General features: G+C 53.3%; 16 protein-coding genes. 7 read left to right on the top strand and 9 right to left on the bottom strand.

Features of this window, described 5'->3' with window-relative positions:
- The first annotated feature begins 33 nt into the window (after positions 1-33).
- From BLX24_RS09760 to BLX24_RS09745, 4 genes are all read left to right on the top strand, one after another.
- The gene (locus tag BLX24_RS09760; RefSeq protein ID WP_071502944.1) at positions 34-3276 is read left to right on the top strand and encodes an efflux RND transporter permease subunit; all 3243 of its coding nucleotides are present in this window, start codon (positions 34-36) and stop codon (positions 3274-3276) included.
- 2 nt (positions 3277-3278) lie between these two features.
- On the top strand, positions 3279-4478 hold the full coding sequence (locus BLX24_RS09755; RefSeq protein ID WP_229201747.1) for an efflux RND transporter periplasmic adaptor subunit: 1200 nt from the start codon (positions 3279-3281) through the stop codon (positions 4476-4478).
- Positions 4475-5083, top strand: a complete 609-nt coding sequence (locus BLX24_RS09750; RefSeq protein WP_071502943.1) for a hypothetical protein — start codon at positions 4475-4477, stop codon at positions 5081-5083. The genes BLX24_RS09755 and BLX24_RS09750 overlap by 4 nt, the downstream gene beginning before the upstream one ends.
- A 146-nt stretch (positions 5084-5229) precedes the next feature.
- The gene (locus BLX24_RS09745) at positions 5230-6333 is read left to right on the top strand and encodes a TlpA disulfide reductase family protein (RefSeq protein WP_083421896.1); all 1104 of its coding nucleotides are present in this window, start codon (positions 5230-5232) and stop codon (positions 6331-6333) included.
- 72 nt (positions 6334-6405) lie between these two features.
- Here BLX24_RS09745 and BLX24_RS09740 read toward each other — a convergent pair whose 3' ends face one another.
- The 3 genes from BLX24_RS09740 to BLX24_RS09730 form a co-directional block, all read right to left on the bottom strand.
- A complete protein-coding gene (locus BLX24_RS09740) occupies positions 6406-7242 on the bottom strand; it encodes an endonuclease/exonuclease/phosphatase family protein (protein ID WP_071502941.1) in 837 nt (278 codons plus the stop codon).
- 192 nt (positions 7243-7434) lie between these two features.
- Positions 7435-9210 (bottom strand): RagB/SusD family nutrient uptake outer membrane protein, encoded by a 1776-nt coding sequence (locus BLX24_RS09735; RefSeq protein ID WP_071502940.1) that lies wholly within the window; start codon positions 9208-9210, stop codon positions 7435-7437.
- 24 nt (positions 9211-9234) lie between these two features.
- Positions 9235-12531, bottom strand: coding sequence for a SusC/RagA family TonB-linked outer membrane protein (locus tag BLX24_RS09730; protein ID WP_071502939.1), 3297 nt, complete (start codon positions 12529-12531; stop codon positions 9235-9237).
- Positions 12532-13377: 846 nt separating this feature from the next.
- Here BLX24_RS09730 and BLX24_RS09725 point away from each other — a divergent pair.
- A complete protein-coding gene (locus BLX24_RS09725) occupies positions 13378-13992 on the top strand; it encodes a TMEM175 family protein (protein ID WP_071502938.1) in 615 nt (204 codons plus the stop codon).
- Complete coding sequence (locus tag BLX24_RS09720; RefSeq protein WP_310590777.1) at positions 13982-14824, top strand: HAEPLYID family protein; 843 nt, start codon at positions 13982-13984, stop codon at positions 14822-14824. Before BLX24_RS09725 ends, BLX24_RS09720 begins: the two co-directional genes overlap by 11 nt.
- Here BLX24_RS09720 and BLX24_RS09715 read toward each other — a convergent pair.
- A complete protein-coding gene (locus BLX24_RS09715) occupies positions 14821-15021 on the bottom strand; it encodes a hypothetical protein (protein WP_071502936.1) in 201 nt (66 codons plus the stop codon). The two genes, BLX24_RS09720 and BLX24_RS09715, sit on opposite strands and share 4 nt — an antisense overlap.
- Before the next feature lie 8 nt (positions 15022-15029).
- Between BLX24_RS09715 and BLX24_RS09710 the strand changes: the two genes are divergently transcribed.
- Positions 15030-15479, top strand: a complete 450-nt coding sequence (locus BLX24_RS09710; protein WP_071502935.1) for a hypothetical protein — start codon at positions 15030-15032, stop codon at positions 15477-15479.
- Between the two features lie 11 nt (positions 15480-15490).
- Here the strand turns inward: BLX24_RS09710 and BLX24_RS09705 are convergent, their stop codons facing one another.
- From BLX24_RS09705 to BLX24_RS09685, 5 genes are all read right to left on the bottom strand, one after another.
- Positions 15491-18100 carry a carbohydrate-binding domain-containing protein gene (locus BLX24_RS09705; protein WP_071502934.1) on the bottom strand — a complete coding sequence of 870 codons (2610 nt, stop codon included), beginning with the start codon at positions 18098-18100 and terminating at the stop codon, positions 15491-15493.
- A gap of 84 nt (positions 18101-18184) precedes the next feature.
- Positions 18185-19189, bottom strand: coding sequence for an alpha/beta hydrolase family protein (locus tag BLX24_RS09700; protein ID WP_071502933.1), 1005 nt, complete (start codon positions 19187-19189; stop codon positions 18185-18187).
- A 97-nt stretch (positions 19190-19286) separates the two neighbouring features.
- Positions 19287-20444, bottom strand: coding sequence for an NAD(P)-binding domain-containing protein (locus BLX24_RS09695; protein WP_071502932.1), 1158 nt, complete (start codon positions 20442-20444; stop codon positions 19287-19289).
- A 329-nt stretch (positions 20445-20773) separates the two neighbouring features.
- Positions 20774-21664: a helix-turn-helix domain-containing protein gene (locus BLX24_RS09690; protein WP_071502931.1), complete on the bottom strand. Its 891-nt coding sequence runs from the start codon at positions 21662-21664 to the stop codon at positions 20774-20776.
- A 45-nt stretch (positions 21665-21709) separates the two neighbouring features.
- Positions 21710-22441 (bottom strand): hypothetical protein, encoded by a 732-nt coding sequence (locus BLX24_RS09685; RefSeq protein WP_143092636.1) that lies wholly within the window; start codon positions 22439-22441, stop codon positions 21710-21712.
- Positions 22442-22538: the final 97 nt, after the last annotated feature.

Genomic DNA, 22538 nt, shown 5'->3' with positions numbered 1-22538 from the left:
CGGTCCGGCCCAAAACCAACATCACGCAAGACTATGTATCAACTCATTCGCTCGGCGCTCCGAAAGCCGATTTCGGTGCTGGTGGCTGTTATCGGTATCCTGTTTTTCTCCGTTATGTCGCTCCGGACCATTCCGGTCGATATTTTTCCGGCACTGAACCTGCCCACCATTTATGTGGTGCAGCCTTACGGCGGCATGGCTCCCGACCAGATGGACGGCTTCATTGCGACGCGATATCAGGACCACTTTCTTTACGTGTCGGGTATCCGCGATGTAGAGGTGAAAACCATTCAGGGCCTGTCGCTGATCCGGCTTCAGTTTTATCCGGGTACCGACATGGCCCAGGCAGCGGCCGAGGTAGCCAACAATGTATCGCGGGCCAAGGCGTATATGCCCGAAGGCACGGTGCCGCCGCAGGTAGTCCGGTTCGATGCCAGTTCGGTACCGGTCGGACAGCTGGTGTTTGAAAGCCAGACCCGTTCGCTCAATGAAATTCAGGACTTTGCGTCGTCGCGGGTGCGGCCGATGTTCTCACGCATTGAAGGCGTATCCAGCCCGCCGCCGTTCGGAGGTAATCAGCGTACGGTCGTGATCAAGGTCGATCCGCAACTGGTCCGGAGCTATAAACTGACGCCCGAAGAGGTTATTAAGGCCATTGTGTCTAACAACCAGCCCTCGCCGGCCGGCAATATCCGGATTGGTGACCGGGCGCTGATGACGCCGGTGAACTCGCTCGTGCGGCGTCCCGAAGATTTTCTGAACATTCCGATCCGGACCGGAACGGGCCCGACCGTGTTTGTCCGCGACATTGGTACGGTCGAAGACGGAGCCGATATCACGGTAAGCTACGCGCTCGTCAACGGGCGCCGGGCGGTGTACATTCCGGTGGTGAAAAAGGCTGATGCCTCGACGCTGGATGTGGTCAACAACATCCGTAAGGCCATGCCGGCGTTACAGAATGCCGTCCCCGAAGATGTGAAAATCGCCTATGAATTCGACCAGTCGGTTTATGTGACCAACGCGCTGAAAAGTCTCGTGACGGAGGGTATTCTCGGGGCTGTGCTGACGGGGCTGATGGTGCTGCTGTTTCTGCGCGACTGGCGGAGTGTGATCATTGTGGTGCTGACCATTCCGGTTTCGGTGCTGTCGGCAGTGCTGCTGCTCAACCTCTTCGGGCAGACCATCAACATCATGACCCTGTCGGGGCTGGCACTGGCCATCGGTATTCTGGTCGATGAATCGACGGTAACGATTGAAAACATTCACCAGCACATGAGTATGCAACGGGGCGCGTTAGCCAAACCTAAGGCGGTGGCTATCTGGGATGCCTGTAAGGAAATTGCGTTTCCGAAGGTGCTGATTCTGTTGTGTATTCTGGCCGTGTTTGCCCCGGCGATGGTCATGACGGGCGTGCCGCGATCCATGTTTCTGCCGCTGTCGCTATCGGTTGGTTTTGCCATGATCGCGTCGTTCCTGCTGTCGCAGACTATTGTTCCGGTATTGTCGAACTGGCTGCTGAAAACCCATCACAACCATGAGCCGGCCACGCTGGCACTCGATCTGGAGGAGGAAGCAATGATGATTGACGACGACCTGCATCCGTCCCGAAACGCCACAGGATTCGAACGATTTAAGCAACGGTATACCACGACCCTGCGCCGCCTGCTGAAACACCGCACGCTGGCCGTGACAGGCTATTTTGTGATCAGCCTGGTGGTGATTGTCGTGTGTTTTCAGTTGATCGGAACCGATATTCTGCCGCATGCCAACAGCCATCAGTTTCAGATGCGGTTACGGGTGCCGGACGGAACGCGGGTAGAACGAACCGAAAAGGCCACGCTGAAAGTCCTCGACATCATCAAGGCAGAAGCCGGGGCGGATAATGTAGACATTTCATCGGCCTTTGTCGGGAATGTACCGTCGAGTTATGGCACATCGAACATTTTCGTCTTCAACAGCGGCCCGCACGAAGCGGTTTTGCAGGTGTCGCTCAACGAAGACCATGCCGTAAACATGGATGCGTTCAAAGAAGCGCTGCGGACACGAATCGCTAAAGACATGCCGGATACACGGGTGTCGTTTGAGCCGATTGAACTGGTGGATAAGATCATGAGCCAGGGCGCGTCGACACCGATTGAAATCACCGTGGCGTCGAAAGACCTGAAGGAAGCCGGCCGGTTTGCGCGTCAGATTGAGGCGCGGATGAAGGCAATTACTTTTTTGCGGGATGTGCAGATTGCCCAGCCGTTGTCGTACCCCGTGTTGCGGATCAATATGGACCGTGAACGGGCCGGTCAGCTGGGCGTAACTTCGACCCAGGTGGCCCGGTCGATGGTAGCGGCTACCTCATCGAGCCGGTTTACCGACAAAAACCTGTGGCTCGACGATGCAAAAGGATTGGCCTATCAGGTGCAGGTGCAGATTCCGGAGTACGAAATGACGTCGGTTGACGACATCGGCAACATTCCGCTGCGGTCGGGTACCATGCGGCCGGTCTTGTCAGATGTGGCGACCTTCTCGGAAGAAACCACGCCGGGGCAATACGACCGCTCAGGCCCGAACCGGCTGGTAACGATTACGGCCAACCTCCACGACATTGATCTGGGTACGGCTACCAAAGCGGTGCAGCAGGTAATCCGCGAGGCCGGCGATCCGCCGCGAGGTGTGCTTGTCGAGATGCGGGGGCAGACCAAACTCCTGACCGATACGCTGAGCAGCCTGCAAATGGGCCTGCTGGTCGCTATTGTGATCATCTTCCTGTTGCTCAGTGCCAATTACCAGTCGTTTAAGCTGGCGCTGGTCATTCTGTCGGCCATTCCGGCGGTAGTGGCCGGGGCGTTGCTGATGTTGCTGGCCTGCGGAGCCTCGCTGAACCTGCAATCGTACATGGGGCTGATTATGTCGGTCGGGGTGTCGGTGGCCAACGCCATTCTGATGGTCACCAACGCCGAAAACCTGCGGGTTACCCTGGGCGACGGCCGGCGGGCGGTGCTGATGGCGGCCAACAGCCGGATCCGGCCGATTCTGATGACGAGTATCGCTATGATTGCCGGTATGCTGCCGATGGCGTCGGGCCTCGGCGAAGGCGGCGACCAGATTGCCCCGCTCGGGCAGGCCGTGATTGGCGGGCTTGTGGCATCGACGATTGCCGCGCTGCTGATTTTGCCCTGTGTATTCACGCAGTTCCAGTCCAGCGCATCGGTGCAGTCGGTCTCCCTTGATCCGGAAGACCCTGACAGTAAATACTATGACGAACAAACCGTCTTAACGGCATAATCATGACCCGCTTAACAACTTATCAATCGACAAAGGCCCGTAGCGGCCGTATCTGTTCCGGTATGAAACGATTCAGTGGCTTATTGGGAATTATGCCGGTAATGGCCGGTGTCGTCTCCTGTACATCAGCCGTCAGTGAGAAAAAAGAAGCGGCCAGAGAGCCGGTAATACAGGCGGTTGAGGTCGCCGAAGTTCGTGAACTACAGCCGCGTAAGCAGGTAGTGTTGCCCGGCGAACTGAAGCCCTGGAACCGTGTAAACCTTTATGCCAAAGTAAAAGGCTATGTCAGCGTCATCCGCGTTGACCGGGGCACGTGGGTACGCAAAGGTCAGGTACTGGCGCGGCTGGAAGCGCCCGAAGTGCTGGCCGAAATCAGTCAGGCAAAGGCCGAAATCGAGGCAAGGGAGGCGTCACTGGTGGAGCAGCTGTCGCGGTACCGGGCCAGCAAGGCTACGTATCACCGGCTTCAGCTGACGAGCAAAACAGAAGGGGCCGTGTCGCTCAACGAACTGGATCAGGCAGAAGCCCGGATGCAGGCCGACAGTGCGATGGTGGTAGCCGTCCGTGGAAACATCCAGTCGGCGCGCTCCAACTGGCAGGCTAAATCGCAGCTGGCCGGTTACCTGACCATCATGGCGCCGTTCGACGGGGTGATCATTGAACGGAACATCAGCCCCGGTGCACTGGTCGGTGCGGGCGAAGCCGGAAAGCCGTTGTTTATTCTCGAAGACAGCCGGACGCTGCGGCTGACCGTGGCCATTCCCGAGTCGTATGCCAATCAGTTGCCGGCCAACAGCACCGTGTCGTTTGGCGTCAATGCCATGCCGGAGCGGGTGTTTACCGCAAAACTGTCCCGCAGCGCCCGCAGTCTGGTCGAAGAAAACAGGGCGATGATGGCCGAGTTTGATGTCAGCAACCAGGCGCAGGAGCTAAAAGCCGGGATGTATGCCGAAGTACGGATGCCGGTCGAACGGTCGATGAAAACCATGTTTGTGCCGAAAACCGCCGTGGTGAGTTCGAGCGAAAAGGTATTTGTCATCCGCGTGCAGGACGACAAAGCCATCTGGGTGCCGGTCGAAAAAGGGAGTGTGGTGGATAGCCTGGTGGAGGTATTCGGTGATCTGCATACGGGTGAACCCATTGTGAAGGTGGCCTCGGAAGAGCTGCGCGACGGGCAGGCCATAACCCGTAAGAAAAAGTGAAACAACAAAACCAATGGACGCTGGCGGTGCTGGTGTGGGCGGCGGGACTCCTGATGGGTCAGGGGTGTCGCCCCGCTGCCCCGGCGCTGACCATCATCACCCGCCACAAAACCGGTGTCGTCAGCGAGGGCGGTCCGGTGCGGTCGGTAGTGTATCGGGAGCGTACCGGCCTTGTCCGTGTTGTGGATACAAGCGGGCGGTCGGCCTTGGTTTCACCCTTGCAGGTCTGGGGGTACCGCCATGCGGGCGGGAAAACGTACCGGCTGTATCAGGGATCATTTTATGAAGTACTGGAACAGGCTGATGTCTGCGTGTACACCATGCAGGAGTTCGGCGAGGCAGCGAAGGATTACTACTTTTTCAGCCGTACGCCCCACGGCGATATCCTGACTTTGACCCGCAAAAACCTGCTGGCCGCCTTTCACGACGAGCCGTGTATGCTGGCCTTTATCGCCCGTTCCCGCCCGTCGGAGTGGTTGGCGGTGCAGGGAGCGAAGGGCAGCGGGCAGCGTGCGGGGAGCGAAGGGCCGGGGGCAGCGGGAAAGGGGCATCTGGGGATTGTGACTGCCATGATGGGTTGTACGGTCGCGCAGACAAATCTGTAAAACGGAATGCTATTCCGTTCAGTACGGAAAAGGAGCGTGCAAAACAGAGCGGGCCGCTGGTCCGCTTTTTTTATGGGTTCATACCAATTGGTTTGTGGATTGGACCGCTTGTCTGCATCTTATCTGCTCAACCATTAAACACACTAATGATGAGCTTCCTGTCCAAACCACTTCTCCTGCTTCTTTGCTTTAGTCCCTTATTCAGCTGCGAACAGAAACCCAAAACAATCTCGGTAAAAGGGAAAATACCCGGATTGCCGGACGGAAAAGTGCTGCTGCATGAGCCGTTCAAAAATAACATTTATGACTCTACCACTTCCCGCAACGGTGAGTTTGCCTTTCTGCTGTCCGCCGAAACGTATCCGGAACCCATTCCCGTTTCGCTTCGCCATGTTGCTGCCGATGGCAATATCAGGGATTTTACTTATAACGTTAAAATGAATAATGGCAGTGCCAACTGGGTATACGGTGATTTTATGCTCGAAGACGGGACCGTATTCAGTAAAAAACCAGTCAGCGAAATGAAAGTCCCCGACGGCAGAATCCTGTACATGTTTGATTCTACAACACAGTTTGGCCGCCAGACTCAATTGATGCATAAAGACCAGCAAACGTTTTATAAAACCGGCAGCATTGCGCGACTAAAGCAAAAAATTGAGGCAGATCCGTATGCGTTTCACTACCTGTACACCCTGAAAGAACGGATATGGGGCTTTTCCGACGCGCAGTTCAAGACGCTCTTTGCGGCCTTCGACAAGGAGGTGCAGGACAGCAAAACCGGTAAGGAACTGCTGAGTTTTGTGGAGACCCGTTCGTCAAAAAAGCTCAATCATACCACCGAACTGTTCGGGCTGGACGGCAGGAAAACACCGGTGCTCGAAAAAGATGCCAAATACACGATGGTGATTCTCTGGGCTTACTGGTGCGGGCCATGCCGCGCCGAGATACCGACGCTCAAAACCATTTATACGCGCTTTGCCGGAAAACCACAGGTCGATATGGTGTCGGTCACGGTTGATGCCGATGAGGCGAAGTGGAAACAGGCGCTCGCTGCTGAAAAGATGCCCTGGAAGCAGCTCCGCATAACGCCTGATGCCGAACTGTATATGCATGAGCTCTTTAGTTATACCAATGCCATCCCGGTCGTGATTCTGGTGGATCAGCAGGGTAAACTACTGAAGCGGATCGAGGGCTCCGACAAGAAGGCACTGCTCGATATGGCGGATTATATTGCGCAGCAGGATGTGTAGCCTGCCTGAACGCAACGCATAAAAAAGCGGCTGCACCCGGATCGGGGCAGCCGCTTTTGCTGTCTGACGGAATTACTCAATAATGGCTTTAATCACCACCGGCTGGTGGTCGGATGGATAGCGCTGTTCGTTGGCGTCGGTCAGGACACCGTATTTCAGAACCTTTACATTTTTGCTTACAAAAACATAGTCGATGCGGTTTTTCATCGGCGCGTCGAACTTAAAGCTGTTGAAGGTACCCTCCGGTCCGTATGGCGGCATTACCGACACCAGTTTGGAGTCGCTCAGCAGTGTCTGGATCGTTTTGATCTGCTCGGTTTCCGGGGTCGAGTTAAAGTCGCCGGCCAGAATCGTAGTGGCGTTTCCGGCGATTTCTTTCATCTTTTTCACCATCAGATGGCCCGACTGGCGGCGCGCTTCCACGCCCTGGTGGTCGAAATGCACGCTGAAAAAGAAGAACTCTTTTTTCGTGATCAGGTCCTGAAACTTACCCCACGAGCAAATCCGGTTACAGCAGGTCGCATCCCAGCCTTTGCCTGGTTTGTCGGGTGTTTCGCTCAGCCAGAAGTTGCCTGATTTCAGGAGTTTAAACCGGTCTTTGCGGTAGAAAATGGCCGAGTGTTCACCAGCCTCTTTCCCGTCGTCGCGGCCGGCCCCGAAAAAGGTGTATTCCGGCATTTCGGCCAGATCATTCAGCTGCCCGCGCAGGCCCTCCTGCGTGCCGAAAATATCCCATTCGTGGTACCGGACCAGTGCCTTAACGTTTTCCTTCCGGTTCGGCCAGGCATTCGGTCCGTCGTTCGGTGTATTATACCGCAGGTTATAGCTGGCGATATTGATCGGGGTATTTTTCTGCGCAAATGCCACCTGAGTCAGCATGAGGCAAAGCGCTAAAAAGAATTTTTTCATAGAGTACTGAAAAACAAAAGGAAAGGTAAAGCGCCACGTCGGACATGGCGCCGGTTTACCAGGAAAAGACAAAACAACCCTAAATCAACTCATTTGAATTAATGGATAATGAAAAATGTAAAATGATCTTTCAATCTTTTTTTTAATTATCCATTATCCATTATCCATTATCCATTATCCATTATCCATTAATCACTCCCATCCCGGATTCTGGCCGAGTTTCGGGTTCATGAGGCGGTCGGTTTCGGGGATCGGGTAGAGGTAGTGTTTTTCCTCCCATTTCCGCGGAATGTTGGTCAGCCACGTCAGTTCGCCGTAGGTATCGTTTTTGAGGCGCTGCGGGTTGGGTACTCCGTTGATCGTTTCGGCGACGTTGACGTACGTCACACCAGCCAGCTGGGTGGCGGGTTTTACCTTGTAGAACACCACGTCATTCTTGCCGTCTTCGTTCAGGTCGAGCGGTTTGTCGAGGGCAGGTACATAGAAACCGTTCCAGGTCTGTTCCATCAGCTGGCCACGGTTCCAGCGAACGATGTCGTAGAACCGGAAGCCTTCCAGTACCAGCTCAATGCCCCGTTCGCGCCGGATTTCCATCAGCGACGCATCGCTGATCTCCGGGAAATAGTTGGCTTTCATGTACGGATCAACCACGGTTGGCTTTGCCGTCAGCCCCGATGTAATGCCCGCCCGCTTCCGCAGCGCCCCGACCGTTTTGGCCCAGTCGTCGTTGGTCAGCGTCCCCAGTTCGGCTTTGGCTTCGGCGTAGTTCAGCAGGATTTCGGCGTAGCGCATCATGGCAATCGAGTTGTCGTTCCGCGAGCCACCGTCGTAGTACGTATCGTCGAGGGACCACTTGATCGGCATGTAGCCGGTATAAGTGTAGGAAAACACCGGCGGTCCCGGTTCGGTGGCGCCCCCGTTGATCCGGGTATAGTTGCCCATCCGGATCGTCTGCTGCAGGCGCTTGTCGCGGTTCTTCACTTCGTCCATGAATGTCATGGTTTCGTAACCCTGCCGGTTCGTAAACGGCGTGCCGTCGATGTTCAGGTAGGTGTTAATGAAGGTACGGATAAAGCTGACACGGGCCCCGTAGGTTGCGCTGGTCCACCACCAGTTGGCATCGTTGTAGACGCTCAGCGCCGGATCTACCACCGCCGACAGCATGACCTCGTTGGTCACCGGCGTTTTGTTGATAAACAGCTGCCGGTACGACTTATCGGTACCGCCCGTTTCGTTCAGGCTGAAACCGCCTTCGGTCATGACGGTCGTGGCCGACGAAACCGCTTCGTTCAGCCATTTTTCGGCCGTACTGCCCAGATTATAGCTTTTGTGGTAGCGGCGGAAGGTACCTTCGAACAGACAAACCCGCGATTTAAAGCCCAGCGCTACATATTTCGTAATCAGACTGCGGCTGTTGTCGGTCGTTGTCCGGATGTTCTGCGAGGCATAGTTCAGGTCGGCCAGCACCGAGTCCATCACCACCGTGCGCGGGTCGCGGCCGTTGAAGAGCGCGGGATCCGTTACGTCCATCGGGGTGTTGATCCAGGGCACATCGCCGAAGCGTTTTACCTTATCGACGTAAAAATAGGCCCGGAAAAAGCGCGCCAATCCGTTGTAATGGCGGCGGATCTCAACCGGCACGGCCGGATTGGTATTGTTGGCGATAAAGTAGTTGATGTTCCGCAGGGCCGTCCATGACCAGCCCGAGCTCTGACGCGGGCCGAATGCGCCTTCCCGCAGGAAATCAGGCACCTGGGTTCGGGCGGCATAATCGGCCATGGCGTCGCTCTGGTGAATGTCGCTGGCTCCCGGCAGGTTATCGTAAAATGAGTTGGCGTATAACTCTAAGCCCTTCTCGCTGCCGAAGACCGCGTCGCGGGAGGCCGTCGCTTCAGGCACCTGGTTTAAGTCGTTACACCCTGCCAGCAACAGGCCGGCAAATGATAGGGCGAAAGCGTATTTTTTCATGAGTAATGACAAGTTGAGTACTGGTTAAAAGGTGGCTGACAGACCCATCGTGAAGCTCTTCAGGATCGGGTAGTTGTGGCCGTTGCCGCTGGTGCCCGAGGTCAGGACCGCATCCGAACCGCCGAGGTTTTCAACGTCGAGGTCGCGGGTGAGGCGATACAGCGGTGACCATGACCACAGGTTTTCGCCCGACACAAACACCCGTGCATTGCTCATCCCGATCCGGCCGACCACCGCGCGGGGCAGGTTATAACCGATCTGGATGTTTTTCAGCCGGATGTAAGCCGCGTTCTGCAGGTATTTAGTCTGCGTCTGCGTCAGCTCACCGGAACCGTTCTGGGCTGTGTAGCCGCGCAGACGGGGCAGGTAGGCATCCGGATTGCTTTCTGACCACATGTTGTCCAGCTGCCAGGTAGGGACGCGGTTATACGGGCGGTTATACGGTCCCCAGAACGTACCGGCTTCGGCACCCGGCCACCAATCCTGCTTGCCGACTCCCTGGAAAAAGGCCGAGAAGAAGAAATTGTTCCAGTCGGCACCGGCCATGATGCCGTAGGTGTAGCGCGGCGTAGCGTTCCCGATGATCTTACGGTCGCCCGGATTACCGACGGTATTATCGCCGTTGTTGATCACGCCATCGCCGTTCAGGTCGCGGAACTTAATATCGCCGGGTAGCAACTGACCGGTGTTCGAGGCTTTGTACAGCGTCTGTTTCGGGGAATTTTTGATATCATCGGCCGAGGTAAAGAAACCGGCTGTTTCGAAGCCCCAGATTTCGCCTACTTTCTGCCCTACGTAGTAATCGCTGAGCTTTTTATCGGGGTTGTTGTAGCGGTCGATGGTTGCCTGGTAGTCGGCCATCGTCAGGCGCAGTTCATAGTTCAGCGGCTTCGACGATACCGTGAACTTGTCGCGCCAGCTCAGAACCGCTTCCCAGCCCTTGGTCGTCATGTCGGCGTAGTTTCCTTTCGGTACGCCAGTGCCAAATACGGCCGGCAGCGTCATCCCCACCGTAAACATATCCGTAGTTTTGCGGATGTAGGCGTCGGCGGTCAGCTGGAGGCGGTTGTTAAACATGCCCAGGTCGATGCCCAGGTCCTGCGTCGTTGAGGTTTCCCACGTCAGCCCATCCGGCAAAACGCTTGGCTGACTGGTTCGCTGAGGCCGGACACCATTCAGGATACGGCCCGATTGGCTAATGGAGAACTGTTCCTGGAACGCATACGAGCCGATGCTGCCGTTGCCCAGGGAGCCGTAAGACGCCCGCAGTTTCAGATCGGTGATCAAACCCGGCGAGACTTTCCAGAACGGCTCGTTCGAAACGCGCCAGCCGGCCGATACCGACGGGAAGAACGCATACCGCTCACCCGACGGGAATTTCGATGATCCGTCGTAGCGGCCGTTCAGTTCGAGCAGGTAACGGTCTCTGAAGCCATAGTTTAACCGGTAGAACCCACCGACAACCGCCCATTTTTCCCAGCCGCCACTGGTCGTAATCGACTGACCGAGGGCAAGGTTAATGTCCTGTGCACCTTCGTAAATCAACCCGTTCCGGACCGCTTCCAGCCGCTTGTAGGTCGACTGCTCATAGTTATAACCCGCCAGTACTTTCAGGTAGTGATTCGGGTGGATGGTTGGCTCATACTCCGCGTAGAGGTTTGAGGCTGTATACAGCGTTTCGCGGTAAATGTTCTGGAGGTCGTTGGTGTTGGTACCAACGTACTCAATGACCCCCGGTTTGCGGCTGTACGGCACCGGCACCCGTGTCCGGAACTCGTTATCATCTGTGTTCTGAAACGTAAAGTTGCCTTTTACCCGGAACTTGTCGTTGAAAAACTGCGAGGCAAAATCGACGGTATTCCGGAAAACACGCTTGTCCATGTCGATCCCGTTTTTGCCGTACCAGAAATCGCCCACGGTATAAGCGGCCGAGTAGGAAAGTGTACCGTCGGGGTTGAACATCGGCGACATGTTGTGGCCTTCGTCCGAGATGTTCCGCCAGATACTGCCACCCTCACCGACGTTCAGCGGGTTGTGGTATTTCATTGAGGAGAAGTCGGCGTTGTTGGTGATTTTCAGCCACGGATACAGCTGGATCGAGCCTTTTGCCCGCACGCTCAGAATCCGGTAATCGTCTGAATTATAGCGGAACAGTCCTTCCTGACCATAATAGCGGCCCGTCACGTAGAAGTCTGACTTGCCGCTGCTGCCCGAGAACGACAGGTTATGTTCTGTGGCGCTCAGGTTCTTTTTGTACAGTTCTTTATACCAGTCCGTGCTGGCATAATAAACGTATTCGCCGTTGGCACCCACTTCGACCTGCGGCAAGCTTGGGTCTTTTGACCGGCGCTCTAATTCAGCCAGATAGGCAGGGGAGAAGCGTACTGTTTTGTTGACGTTCTGCGGCGTCTGCGAATAGTCGTTCCAGGCTGTCCAGGCTTCGTTGAAGACCTTGGCGAAGGTGTAGCCGTCAGTCACGAAATCGGGTACGGTTGTCGGGCTTTTAATCGAACGGTTGAGCGAATACGTTACGCTGGTACGGTCTTTGGCCGGGCTTTTAGTCGTAATCAGAACTACGCCGAATGCCCCCCGCGCTCCGTAGATCGCGGCTGAAGCAGCGTCTTTCAGGACCGAAATCGAAGCAATGTCGTTCGGGTTCAACCGGCTCGGATCACCTTCTACACCGTCAATCAGCACAAGCGCATTGCCGCCCTGACCGATTGAGGTATTACCGCGGATGTTATACCGCGGCGACTGCGTGGGCTTGCCGTCGCCCATTGTCAGGTTGAGGTTGGGAATCACCCCTTGCAGGCCCTGCGAGAGGTTGGGCAAAGACCGGTTTTCGAGGACTTCGCTCGTGACCTGATCGACTGCGCCGGTCAGATTCACCTTTTTCTGGGTGCCATAGCCGACAACCACGACCTCATTCAGTGCCTTGGCATCGGTTTTCAGGCTGATGGTGAGGCTGGTCTGATTGCCTACCGTCACCTCGCGGGATTCATACCCCACAAAGCTGAAAACTAAAACCGCATTAGCCCCCGGAACCACGAGTTTGAAATTACCGTCGGCATCGGTGGTGGTGCCTTTGGTGGTACCTTTCAGGACAACACTGACACCGGGAAGCCCGCTGTTCTTTTCGCCGTCGGTGACTTTGCCCTGGACAGTGATATCGGCTGTCGCTGTCACGCCCGAAGCTGTCACGCGCCGGGATGGTTTTGCTTTTTCGTAAGCCAGCTGAAGCTGCTGACCCGATGCCCTGGATGCTGGAGAATACGCCAGCATCCAGGCTACTCCGCTAAGCAAGAGTATTGTTTTTTTCATAAGCGATGATGAATTACAAGGTAAGATTAATAGCCACCGGCAGAACTATTACATATTGACTTATTTATGTGTTTTTTGGAATTAGTGCAATAAAAACACAGTATAGTTATATGTAAAGTGTGCTGATAAGTTGAATAAGTTAAATTGTTGTTTATTTTACTTGAATTTTAGATACATATATGGACGGATGCTGTATCCGTAACGGCCCGTTTAGCTTTCGGGAAATCATAGGATACCCGGGGTAGGCGCCTGACAGTACCGGTTACAAGTCCGGAAGTACAGCCAGCGGGTTAACGTGGGTTCAGGAATAGCCGAAACCGCTACGTGTACGGTTTCCGGCTGCAAAACTCGGTGAAACGGCCCGATTTCGTTTCTGATTATTGGTTATTAAAATGTGAAATTAAGCTACTAAAAAGTAAATAAAATGTAATAATTTGGTAAACTTAATGGGGCGCTCAGGTACAGGAATACCATAGGTCTGGCCCAAAGCTTGTCGCACATGTTTACTACAGAGAGAGCCCTGTTTTGAGTCTATCCCGCTCATGCCGTATGATAAATTATCGGCGAAAAAAATAAATCAGCAGTAAGAAGATATGCCTGATAGTAAGCTGATAAGTAATAAAAATGGAAAATAATTTAATTTATAGTTAACGGAATAACTCTGACGAAAGTAATAGGTCTACAAAATATTTACTTTGAATATAAATAAAAATAACCGCTAATGCTGTGCTGATTTTTTTATGGGTAGTGCTACGGAATTATTTGGAAATATTACTGTTAGATACAAAAAATGAACGGTCTCTGTTTTAAGGCCGGATTGATAAAGCAAAGAGCTGATAAAAAACGATGGAAAAGAAAACAGCACGGATTGAAGCGTTTAGTGATGGAATTTTTGGTGTAGCAATTACACTGCTGGCAATTGAAATTGGCATCGATGAATACCAGCAGCCAACTAACCTTTCTTTGTGGAATAAAATAGTTGAAAAATGGGCCGAATATTTTACCTATTTTAATTCATTTGCTACTGTTCTGCTCATTTGGATGGGGCATCATAAAATTCTGAATAAAATATGGCGGGCAAATCATTGGGTGATATTATTGAATGGCCTGGTATTATTGTTTGTTGTTCTCTTCCCGTATCCGACAAAACTGGTTGGTAATTTTATTGATACAGAGGCTATAAATACTGCCGTTGGTTTTTATACAGGCTTCACCGGACTTATTGTATTAACTATGCTTTTGCTGAACCTGGGCATAATAGGGGACCGCGGGAAAATTATTAATCCTGAAAAAAACCTGGAATGGTTTTTTAGTCAGATTAAGCAGCAGATGGTAGCTGTTCTGGTGTATGGCATAGCAACGATAATCGCTTTTTACGCCCCGTATATAGCGCTATCAATTACGTTTATGATGTGGATTTTCTGGGCTATTGTAACAAAAGATACTGACGATGAAGAATAATATATACTGTCTTTTTTTATTGATAATTAGTGTAGGTACGGTGTCCGGACAGAATTTAAAAAATGAATCAGTTCTTAAGCACTACATGCCGTTATACCTGGACATCCCTGCGGAAATGAATGTCAGAAAGGGATACAAAGAGATAAACGTGGCAGGAGGCTACGCCAGCTTCAGGGATTTTAAAGGGCAACGGGCGCTGGTGGAATATGATTTTGCCCCGACTAACCGGCTCGGTTTTGAAATTGAAATGCCGTTTGTTTTTGTACAGGAAAAACACATGATTACCGAAAAAGGTCTCGACGATGTGATTGTACCGGAAGAGGGCGGTACTCCCGAAAGTGCCAACGCACTACGGTTAGGGGTTAATTATGCGCTGTATTCGTCGCCGGAATATAAGACAAGTGTCAGCGTCGGGTTCTTTAATGAACTGGAGTTTACCCCGTTTAAGCATTTCGGACATCCGCTTTTTGAAGGGAATGTATATAATCCGTTTGTCGCGGTGGCCAAAGTTTTCGGTACCCGCCTGCATACGATGATCTATACCGGCACGGCAACGAAACATTCATTTGAGCACCAAAAGCTGGCAACCGCTGTCCGGTTTAATACCATACTTGCCTATCGGTACGGAAAAGGAACGAGGGAAAGTTTTTTAGGTATTGAGTCGAATCAGACCTGGTCCGGGCATGAAGCCGGGCAGATGGTTTTGCGACCTCAGATTCAGGCATGGATAACGGAAAAATGGAAGCTGGGTTTTGTGTATAGTGTTCCGGTAGCAACCGCAAATCAGTTACAGGCAAGCGGGTTCTGCCGGGTTATTTACTCGGTAAACTAACCGCGCGTGCTGACCGGCGGATCGTTAACCCAATGGTTCCGGGCTAACGATCCGTCAGTGAGTGTGCTGGTAATCACGCGGTCAACGCTGTCAGGATCCGAAACGTCGCAAACGATGGGCAGGTCACCGGCTGCCTTAAGCAGTCCGGCTTCGTCACGGTCGATCATGGCAACCTGCCGGCAGTCCGGCTTCGTCACGGTCGATCATGGCAACCTGCCGGCAGTCCGGCTTCGTCACGGTCGATCATGGCAACCTGCCGGCAGTCCGGCTTCGTCACGGTCGATCATGGCAACCTGCCGGCAGTCCGGCTTCGTCACGGTCGATCATGGCAACCTGCCGGCAGTCCGGCTTCGTCACGGTCGATCATGGCAACCTGCCGGCAGTCCGGCTTCGTCACGGTCGATCATGGCAACCTGCCGGCAGTCCGGCTTCGTCACGGTCGATCATGGCAACCTGCCGGCAGTCCGGCTTCGTCACGGTCGATCATGGCAACCTGCCGGCAGTCCGGCTTCGTCACGGTCGATCATGGCAACCTGCCGGCAGTCCGGCTTCGTCACGGTCGATCATGGCAACCTGCCGGCAGTCCGGCTTCGTCACGGTCGATCATGGCAACCTGCCGGCAGTTCGGAATCTGCCGGCAGGTTGGGCGCCTTGAGGCGGGTAATGTCAGAACGTAATGGTATTCACCGTAGCCGACGACGAGGTAGTCGGGCTTGATTTCAGGGTTGCGCCGGTACTTGAGTAGGTTCCGCCGGTATACAGACCCCAGCCGGATGAGTTGCCCGTGAAGCTGCCGCCTGAATAGGTGCCGCCGTAGTAAATTTTGTACTGGGCGTTTTTTACCAGATCAGGGGTTGAGCAATGGAAATAATAAACCGCATTTTTAGGTTTAAACGTAACCAGATCCTTACCACTTGCATCTTCGATATGCAGCACTGATGTGGCCGCCAGCTGTGCACTCGAAGTAATGTAAAAACCTACCTGCGAAGACCCCGTGCTCATTGCTTTTGTCATGCGGGAATTTGAGCCGCCTGCAATCAGCACTCCGCCGTTTACCAGGAAATTACCGTTGAAATCCAGCCCTTCTTCCGGTTGGCTGGTCGGCCCGCAGATGATGGCAGTGCCGCCTTTCATGGTGATGTTTCCGTTACTGTCAATGGCATCGCTGCCGGCAACAATCAGGATACCACCGTTAATATTGATACTGCTGCCATCATTCGATTCTGTGCCACCGGTAACCGTACCCATAGACGCATTAATGCCATCATTAGAGGCTGTGACATTCACTATCCCGCCATTAAACGTAATGATCTTTGACTCAATACCTTCCGTTGCCTTTGTGATATTGACGGTTCCGTCGTTGATGGTAATGGACGTTTCTGATTTAATGCCGTCGTCGGTTGCCGAGATAGTCAGCTCGCCGGTTGTCATCGTAAAGGCGCCATCACTTTTAAAGCCTTTGGCTTCGCTGGTAAGGGCGCTGCTGTAGGTATATTTTGCGCCCGACGCCGTAATGGTGGTTTTGCCTCCGCTAATGGTTGCTGTTCCGTCGACGTTGATACCTTTACCACCCGCTCCACTGCTGACGATGGTTAACGTACCACCTTTAACAGACAGGTTTTTATCACAGTTAATGCCTGCCGGTGAAGCGATATCGGCGTCAGCCGTGACGTAGTAGGCGGCCCCTGAGGTGGTAATGTTCACGGTCCCTGCGGTCAGGGTGAAATCCCCTGCGGTTTTAATCCCCTTGGCCCCTTTACCGCTGACTGACAGGGTAACCGGGTCGGCGGTATTGATGGTTGTATAGCCCTCGCTCTTCAGGGCATTTCCCTTGTCGCCGGTGGTGGTTACCTTAATGACACCGCCTTTGATGGCAATATAGGGCGTAATGGCCGTGTCGGTACCGTCGTAAGGAGCGGTGATTCCATCATCCACGCTGTTTACGGTAACGTTGCCGCCGTTGATGGTTACGTATCCTTCTTCGGCCACGATGCCGTCACCCGAAGCCGTTACAGTAACCGAACCGTTATCCATCGAGAAGTAATCATTGGCATGGATGCCGTCTTTTACCGCCGACTTCACCACAATCGTCGCCTGGCTGACCGAAATATAATCGTCGGCCACAATAGCGTGTTTGTTGTTGCCGGTCACATTCAGCGTACCCGTACCAACAAAACTCAGCTGGCCTTCACTGAAGAACGTTCCTTTCTGATCTTCACTGCTGCTGGCATATGTTGCTCCGTCGACAAGGGTGTTGGTGGTACCGGCCACTACGTTGATGGTTGCTTTCTTACCCGACTGGCTGTTGATGGCCGGACCGTTACTGTTGGTCAGACTGACACCTTTCAGGGCAATAGTGTATTTGTACTCGCTGTAAATCTTGAAGCTGCCTTTCGAGGCTGTACCCGATAACAGATATACGATTTCCTTCGCCGTGTTGGTCAACGTGACCGTTACATCGGCGCCGCTTACCGCCACTTTAACTCCGTCGCTCTGATAGGGATTGCTGACCGAGGCTGTTGTACCGGCGTAGGCAATAACCACCGTATCTTTGGCCGTGGTGATGGCCGTATTTTCGGCAATCGTAATGGTGATGGTGCAGCTCTGGCCGCCAATGCTCAGCACAAACGAGGCCGTTCCGGCAGATGCCGGTGTACCTGAAATTTTATAAACGAGCGTTCCGGAGCCGTTAGCCAGTGTACCCGCGACGAGGGTTGCGGTCAGGCCCTCGACACCCGTTGAGGCTGCCATCGACACATCATACGAGCCGCCGTTGCCGCCGGTATAGGCCATTGTTGCAGAACCGGAATAGGCAAGGCCGTTTGTTCCTGCCGTCGGGGCGGCAATGCAGGTCAGCGATGAAATACTGGCTTTTGAGGCAACAACCGGCAATGATAAGGTGCAGGTCTGGCCACCTAGTGCAATGGCAAACGTAGCGGTGCCGGCCGCTGACGGCGTTCCCGAAATTTTAAAACCGGCGGTGCCGCTGCCGTCGGCTAATGTGCCGGCCGATAAGGTGGCTGTCAGACCCGTTACGCCGGTAGAGGCCACGCCGCTTCCTTCGGTATACGTGGCTCCGTTGCCTCCCTCATACGGCACACTGGCCGTTGCGGCAAAGGATGTTCCGCTTGTGGCCGTAGCCGAAAAGGTAGCAGAAGAACAGTTCAGGGCTGTGATGGCGGCTGTCTTAGCGGTAACGTCATCGATCTTACACGACTGAACAACAAAGACAAAAAGTAGTAACAGGCTAACTACAAGGGTGCTTCCTTTAAACATATTGGTCGTTTTAACTTTTCAAGGGGGTATTACCTCTCTTTACGACAATATGAAGAAAAGTGTGGCAGGCAGGGTGAAAAAAGGTTATCGCCCCGGGTGCTCCCGCAGCCATTTGTACCAGTCATCGCCTACTTTATCCCAGTTATACACACTGTAATCAATGCTGCCGTCGGGCCTGACCGGAAAGAAATTATGCTCGGTACCTGGGTATGACCGGAAGGTAAAGTTTCTGCGTTTCCGGCGGATTACTTCGGTGTGCAGGTAATCATTAAAGGGTGCACTGTCGTCTTTGGTACCAAAGGTGACCAGCACCGGAACAGAGAGGCTGAGCAGGTAGCCGAGCGGCGGGATAGAGAAGCTGAACGTGGCCTTGTGGGAGTCGCCTTCGGGATGAACCGTTTCGGGGTGTAACACAACCTGCTCCCAATAGCTGAACTGCTCATTGGTAAGGTGGCTGGTTGAGTCGGTTTCGTGCCGGCGACTCTGCTGGATAATCGAGTTAATGCGTCCCAGCGGATTGCCGCCGGAATAGATAAGATGCGTTACGGCCGGGCTGACCGACGCCATTTTGGCGCATATCGTACTGCCCTCTGAGTGACCGGCCAGGACCAGCGCTTTCCGGCTGACCCACGGCTGCTTTTGCAGGAAGCGGATAATGTGCAGATTGCGGTTGACGTAATAGTCCAGATTGTTCCGTTCATTGTAGGTTGTCGGTACAAGGCCTTTCGCATCGCGCCATGTGTAGTTGCGGCCCAGTGTTTTAACGTCGGCCACGACCGGAATGTACGGTTTGCTGACGATGACAAGGTGATAGGTTTTGGCCAGGCTGTCGGTCGGAAAGGTAAACACGCCATACATGCCTTTTTCGTCGTACTTAATGAGGGGTTGCGGCAAACTGCCCTGTACGTAGAAAAATAACGGCTTTGGTTGCTGCTCATCACCGTTGCGGCTTTTGATGAGTATGTCGACCGGATCGCCGTTGAAGGTGGTGGTCAGGTGGCGGAAACCGAAGGATTCAGGGGTTTTGGGTTGAGCAATCGCTCCGGTAAACAGGAATGAGAGGGCGAAAATGGCTGAAAAAAGACGCATGCGTTTGGGATAACTTACCAGTCCGGACTAAGACCGGCAAGTTATCGAAACGCCGTGGCAGTGCTGTCTGCCAGTGTGTTAATAAAGCTTAAATCACTTATCCTGCCGCTGGTAGTTTCCCCGTTGCCGCTTGTCCGATTACCTGTGCGGCGGCGCGGACGGCGATGGTAAAGCCGAAAAACGGGCCAAAGTCATTTCCGGCCGGAAAACTGCTGAAATACAGGCCCGGTACACTACTCTCGAAGACTGTATTAAGTTGCGGAAAGCCATTCGTTTGGTCGATCTGAGCCAGCAGTCCGGGCGCCAGGTAAGGCAACCGGTTGATATTGACCTGATAACCGGTCGCCAGAATTATGTCGTCAATTAAGAAGGTTTCGCCGGATGACAGGGTGATTGTCAGAGAATGATCCGGATTTTCTTTGGCGGACTGTAATTGCGTTTGCGGGTGCAGAAAAACTTTGTCAGCAGGTAACCGGCCGGCCAGCCAGGGCTCCACTTTCAGGCGTCCTTCGGCCCATAACCGGTAGCGGTGGGTTTCCTGTTCATCGGTAGCGGCATTGCGGAACCAGGCCGGTTCATCCACAATCCGGTCAACAAGGGGAGACACCCACGACCAGTCGGCTTCGGCGAAGGCCGGGGTGTGATGCCGGTAGGTCAGGTGAATGGCTTCGGCACCGGCTTCTGCCAGCAGGGCCGCCCACTCGAAGGCACTTTGCCGGCCTCCGATCAGCAGCACGCGTTTGTCCCGGTAAGCCGCCATATCGACCGCATCGACGGCATGCCGGTAACGACCGGTGGGTAGCAGGGCTTTCACCGGTTCCGGTTCATGCGGGAAGTAGCCGAAGCCGGTTGCCAGTACGACCTGATCGGCCTGTATGACTGTTCCGTTGGTTAGTAAGGCCGTAAACCGGTCTTCGTCTTTCGACAGTTGCTGCACGTACGTTTCCCTGATGTTGGGTTTAATCTGATCCATAAACCAGCAGGTGTAGCCCAGGTACCACTCCAGCGAGACCGGCATGACCGAATCCGGGGATTCGCCCCGGCTTGCGGCATAGCGTTCGATGGTAAAGACATTGTCGGGGTCAAGATGCCAGTCGGTGCCTGACCGGAGATACATACCGGCCGGCATGTGTTTCTGCCAGAACTCCATGGGCTTTCCAACGACGAGATAGCCGGCCTGCTGGTGTTGCAGGTATGCTGCCAGAGCCAACCCGAACGGACCGGCTCCAACAATAAGCAAAGGCGTATGTTGCATGATGATTAAGGGCGAACGGTCTGTTTGGGAAACCGGTAGTAAAAGCAGGTAGCGGCCGTTTTTTTACTTTAGACGCGTACCGGTTTCCGGAGGCAGATCCATTGCTCGACACAATCCGGTTCATTGTCGCACCATCAGCGCCCGGCTGCATCGATTGGCAGATACGTTGCGTCCTGTAAAGAAATGCTGATGTGGCGGGGCAGGCAGTTCCGGTAAACGGGCTGTGGGTGCCATTGGCTTTACAACGAAAATAATGCGGTTAAGATAGATAGATTACCTGCCGGTGCGGTTACTGACCTGATACCGGCAGGATGAACTGTTTTCTGTCGCTACCCCTGTCTGAATTTAAGGGGTGTCGTAGCGGTATGCTTTTTAAAAAAGTTGTTAAAATGCGTCACTTCCGTAAAGCCCAGAGAAAAGGCAATTTCGCCTATATTCCAGCTACTATGTTTAAGTAATTGCTTTGCTTCCTGCAGGATTCGCTCTGCAATGAGCTGTGAGGTAGTTTTCTGCGTTGTTTCTTTGACCGCCCGGTTAAGGTGATTGACATGCACATTCAACTTATCAGCAAATCCCGACGGCGACCGCAGCTGAATAGCAGGATGATTTTCGTCAATCGGAAACTGACGCTCCAGCAATTCCATAAATAAGGTTGAAATACGCTGGCTGGCATTTACCTGCTGCTGATGAACGAGCGTGGTCGGCTGCATTTTCATGGCAAAGTGCAGCAACTCAAAGACCAGATTCCGTAATACGTCGTACTTGTGAATGTATTCGGAGCTGATCTCGTCAAACATACGCCTGAAAACACCGCTCACATAGCCGATTTGCTCATCCGTCAGTTCAAAGACATGATTAGTTGCCGGCTGAAAAACGGTATACTGATCCGGATTGCCGAAATGATGGAAAAACTGCTGGTTAAATATGCAGAAATAGCCGGTTTTTACCGTTTCGACATGCTCCCATTGGTAGGGAATCTGCGGATTAGAGAAGATGAGCGCCGGATTCGGAATGTCAATGGTTTTGTCGGCGTAGTGGATACGCCCCTTGTCGAGCAGCAGCGTAATTTTATAGTAGTCGCGTTTGCGGTAAGGCAAGGGTTTTCCGGCTACAAATTCGTGCGTAAAGACGTTGAAATGACCGATTTCCTTTTTGATAGTTTCGGGCATCCAGTCAAACTTCCGCCTGTATAAATCTTCAATGCTTTCAACCTTATCCATACAATAATGGCATTTTAAAACGTATGCGAATGACGTCGGGCCTGGTTAAACACGGGTATAAGTTCGCTGAAACGAATAAATTAAACTAACATTCCAGACAAATGGCTTACCGGCGGTGATATCCGACCGGATTTGCTGATTTACAATTGACTGAATAGAAACCGGAAACCCTTTTTTGGTCAATGTGAATGAGGAGGTAATGAAAACGCCTGCCTCCTGATCCAGTTTCAGGTAATACAACTGAGGGCTCATGCGCAGGGAAACGGCTTTCAGGATGGTAAGCCCGGAAAGGTTGGTGCGCAGCGCCAGAAAATGCGTATTCCGGGTTACGCCCGTATCATACCCGTGCGAATAAAGGTAATAAAGACCAACACTAACGTGCTGGTTAATTGTATAGTTTGGTGAAATCTCACCGGCCAGAAACCGCTTAGCGACCAGCGGTTGCGGCTCTGTTTCATTAACCGGTTTCCCGGTTTTGAAGGCGATGGCAGGGTGGGCACCCAGGCCGATCTGCCACTTAGCCGTGCTGACCAGTCGGTAACGCCACCAGAACAGAAAAGACCACGGCTTGCCTTCAAGCGAAAAACGGAACTGTGGTTCAAAACTCAATCGCTTACCACCCATCGACAAATCAAAAATAGCCGCCGGTTTACCCAGGGCAAAGGTAGGCAACAGCGAAATGCCGTTGTTGGTCACACTGACCCCGCCTGCAACCGAGCGGACAGTGTGTAGACTATCGGGGCTTTGGGCATTTCCGGCAATGGTAAAAATCAGCATGAAAAAGATAAGATAACTTGTACGGTACATCAGCGTCGTTTATGCAGCTTGTTAAGTATGCGAAACTACTTGATGTACAGAGGTGTGGGCTAATGAA

The sequence above is a fragment of the Arsenicibacter rosenii genome, assembly GCF_001870735.1.
Lineage (GTDB): Bacteria > Bacteroidota > Bacteroidia > Cytophagales > Spirosomataceae > Arsenicibacter > Arsenicibacter rosenii.
The sequence above is the reverse complement of the archived record's forward strand: the minus strand, read 5'-3'. Positions and strand labels throughout refer to the sequence as shown.

Coding starts and splice junctions, on each gene's coding strand:
- BLX24_RS09705 (WP_071502934.1), bottom strand. CDS start 18,100: ATGTTTAAAGGAAGCACCCTTGTAGTTAGCCTGTTACTACTTTTTGTC.
- BLX24_RS09695 (WP_071502932.1), bottom strand. CDS start 20,444: ATGCAACATACGCCTTTGCTTATTGTTGGAGCCGGTCCGTTCGGGTTG.
- BLX24_RS09730 (WP_071502939.1), bottom strand. CDS start 12,531: ATGAAAAAAACAATACTCTTGCTTAGCGGAGTAGCCTGGATGCTGGCG.
- BLX24_RS09745 (WP_083421896.1), top strand. CDS start 5,230: ATGATGAGCTTCCTGTCCAAACCACTTCTCCTGCTTCTTTGCTTTAGT.
- BLX24_RS09735 (WP_071502940.1), bottom strand. CDS start 9,210: ATGAAAAAATACGCTTTCGCCCTATCATTTGCCGGCCTGTTGCTGGCA.
- BLX24_RS09760 (WP_071502944.1), top strand. CDS start 34: ATGTATCAACTCATTCGCTCGGCGCTCCGAAAGCCGATTTCGGTGCTG.
- BLX24_RS09720 (WP_310590777.1), top strand. CDS start 13,982: ATGAAGAATAATATATACTGTCTTTTTTTATTGATAATTAGTGTAGGT.
- BLX24_RS09755 (WP_229201747.1), top strand. CDS start 3,279: ATGACCCGCTTAACAACTTATCAATCGACAAAGGCCCGTAGCGGCCGT.
- BLX24_RS09690 (WP_071502931.1), bottom strand. CDS start 21,664: ATGGATAAGGTTGAAAGCATTGAAGATTTATACAGGCGGAAGTTTGAC.
- BLX24_RS09725 (WP_071502938.1), top strand. CDS start 13,378: ATGGAAAAGAAAACAGCACGGATTGAAGCGTTTAGTGATGGAATTTTT.
- BLX24_RS09740 (WP_071502941.1), bottom strand. CDS start 7,242: ATGAAAAAATTCTTTTTAGCGCTTTGCCTCATGCTGACTCAGGTGGCA.
- BLX24_RS09700 (WP_071502933.1), bottom strand. CDS start 19,189: ATGCGTCTTTTTTCAGCCATTTTCGCCCTCTCATTCCTGTTTACCGGA.
- BLX24_RS09710 (WP_071502935.1), top strand. CDS start 15,030: ATGGCAACCTGCCGGCAGTCCGGCTTCGTCACGGTCGATCATGGCAAC.
- BLX24_RS09685 (WP_143092636.1), bottom strand. CDS start 22,441: ATGCTGATTTTTACCATTGCCGGAAATGCCCAAAGCCCCGATAGTCTA.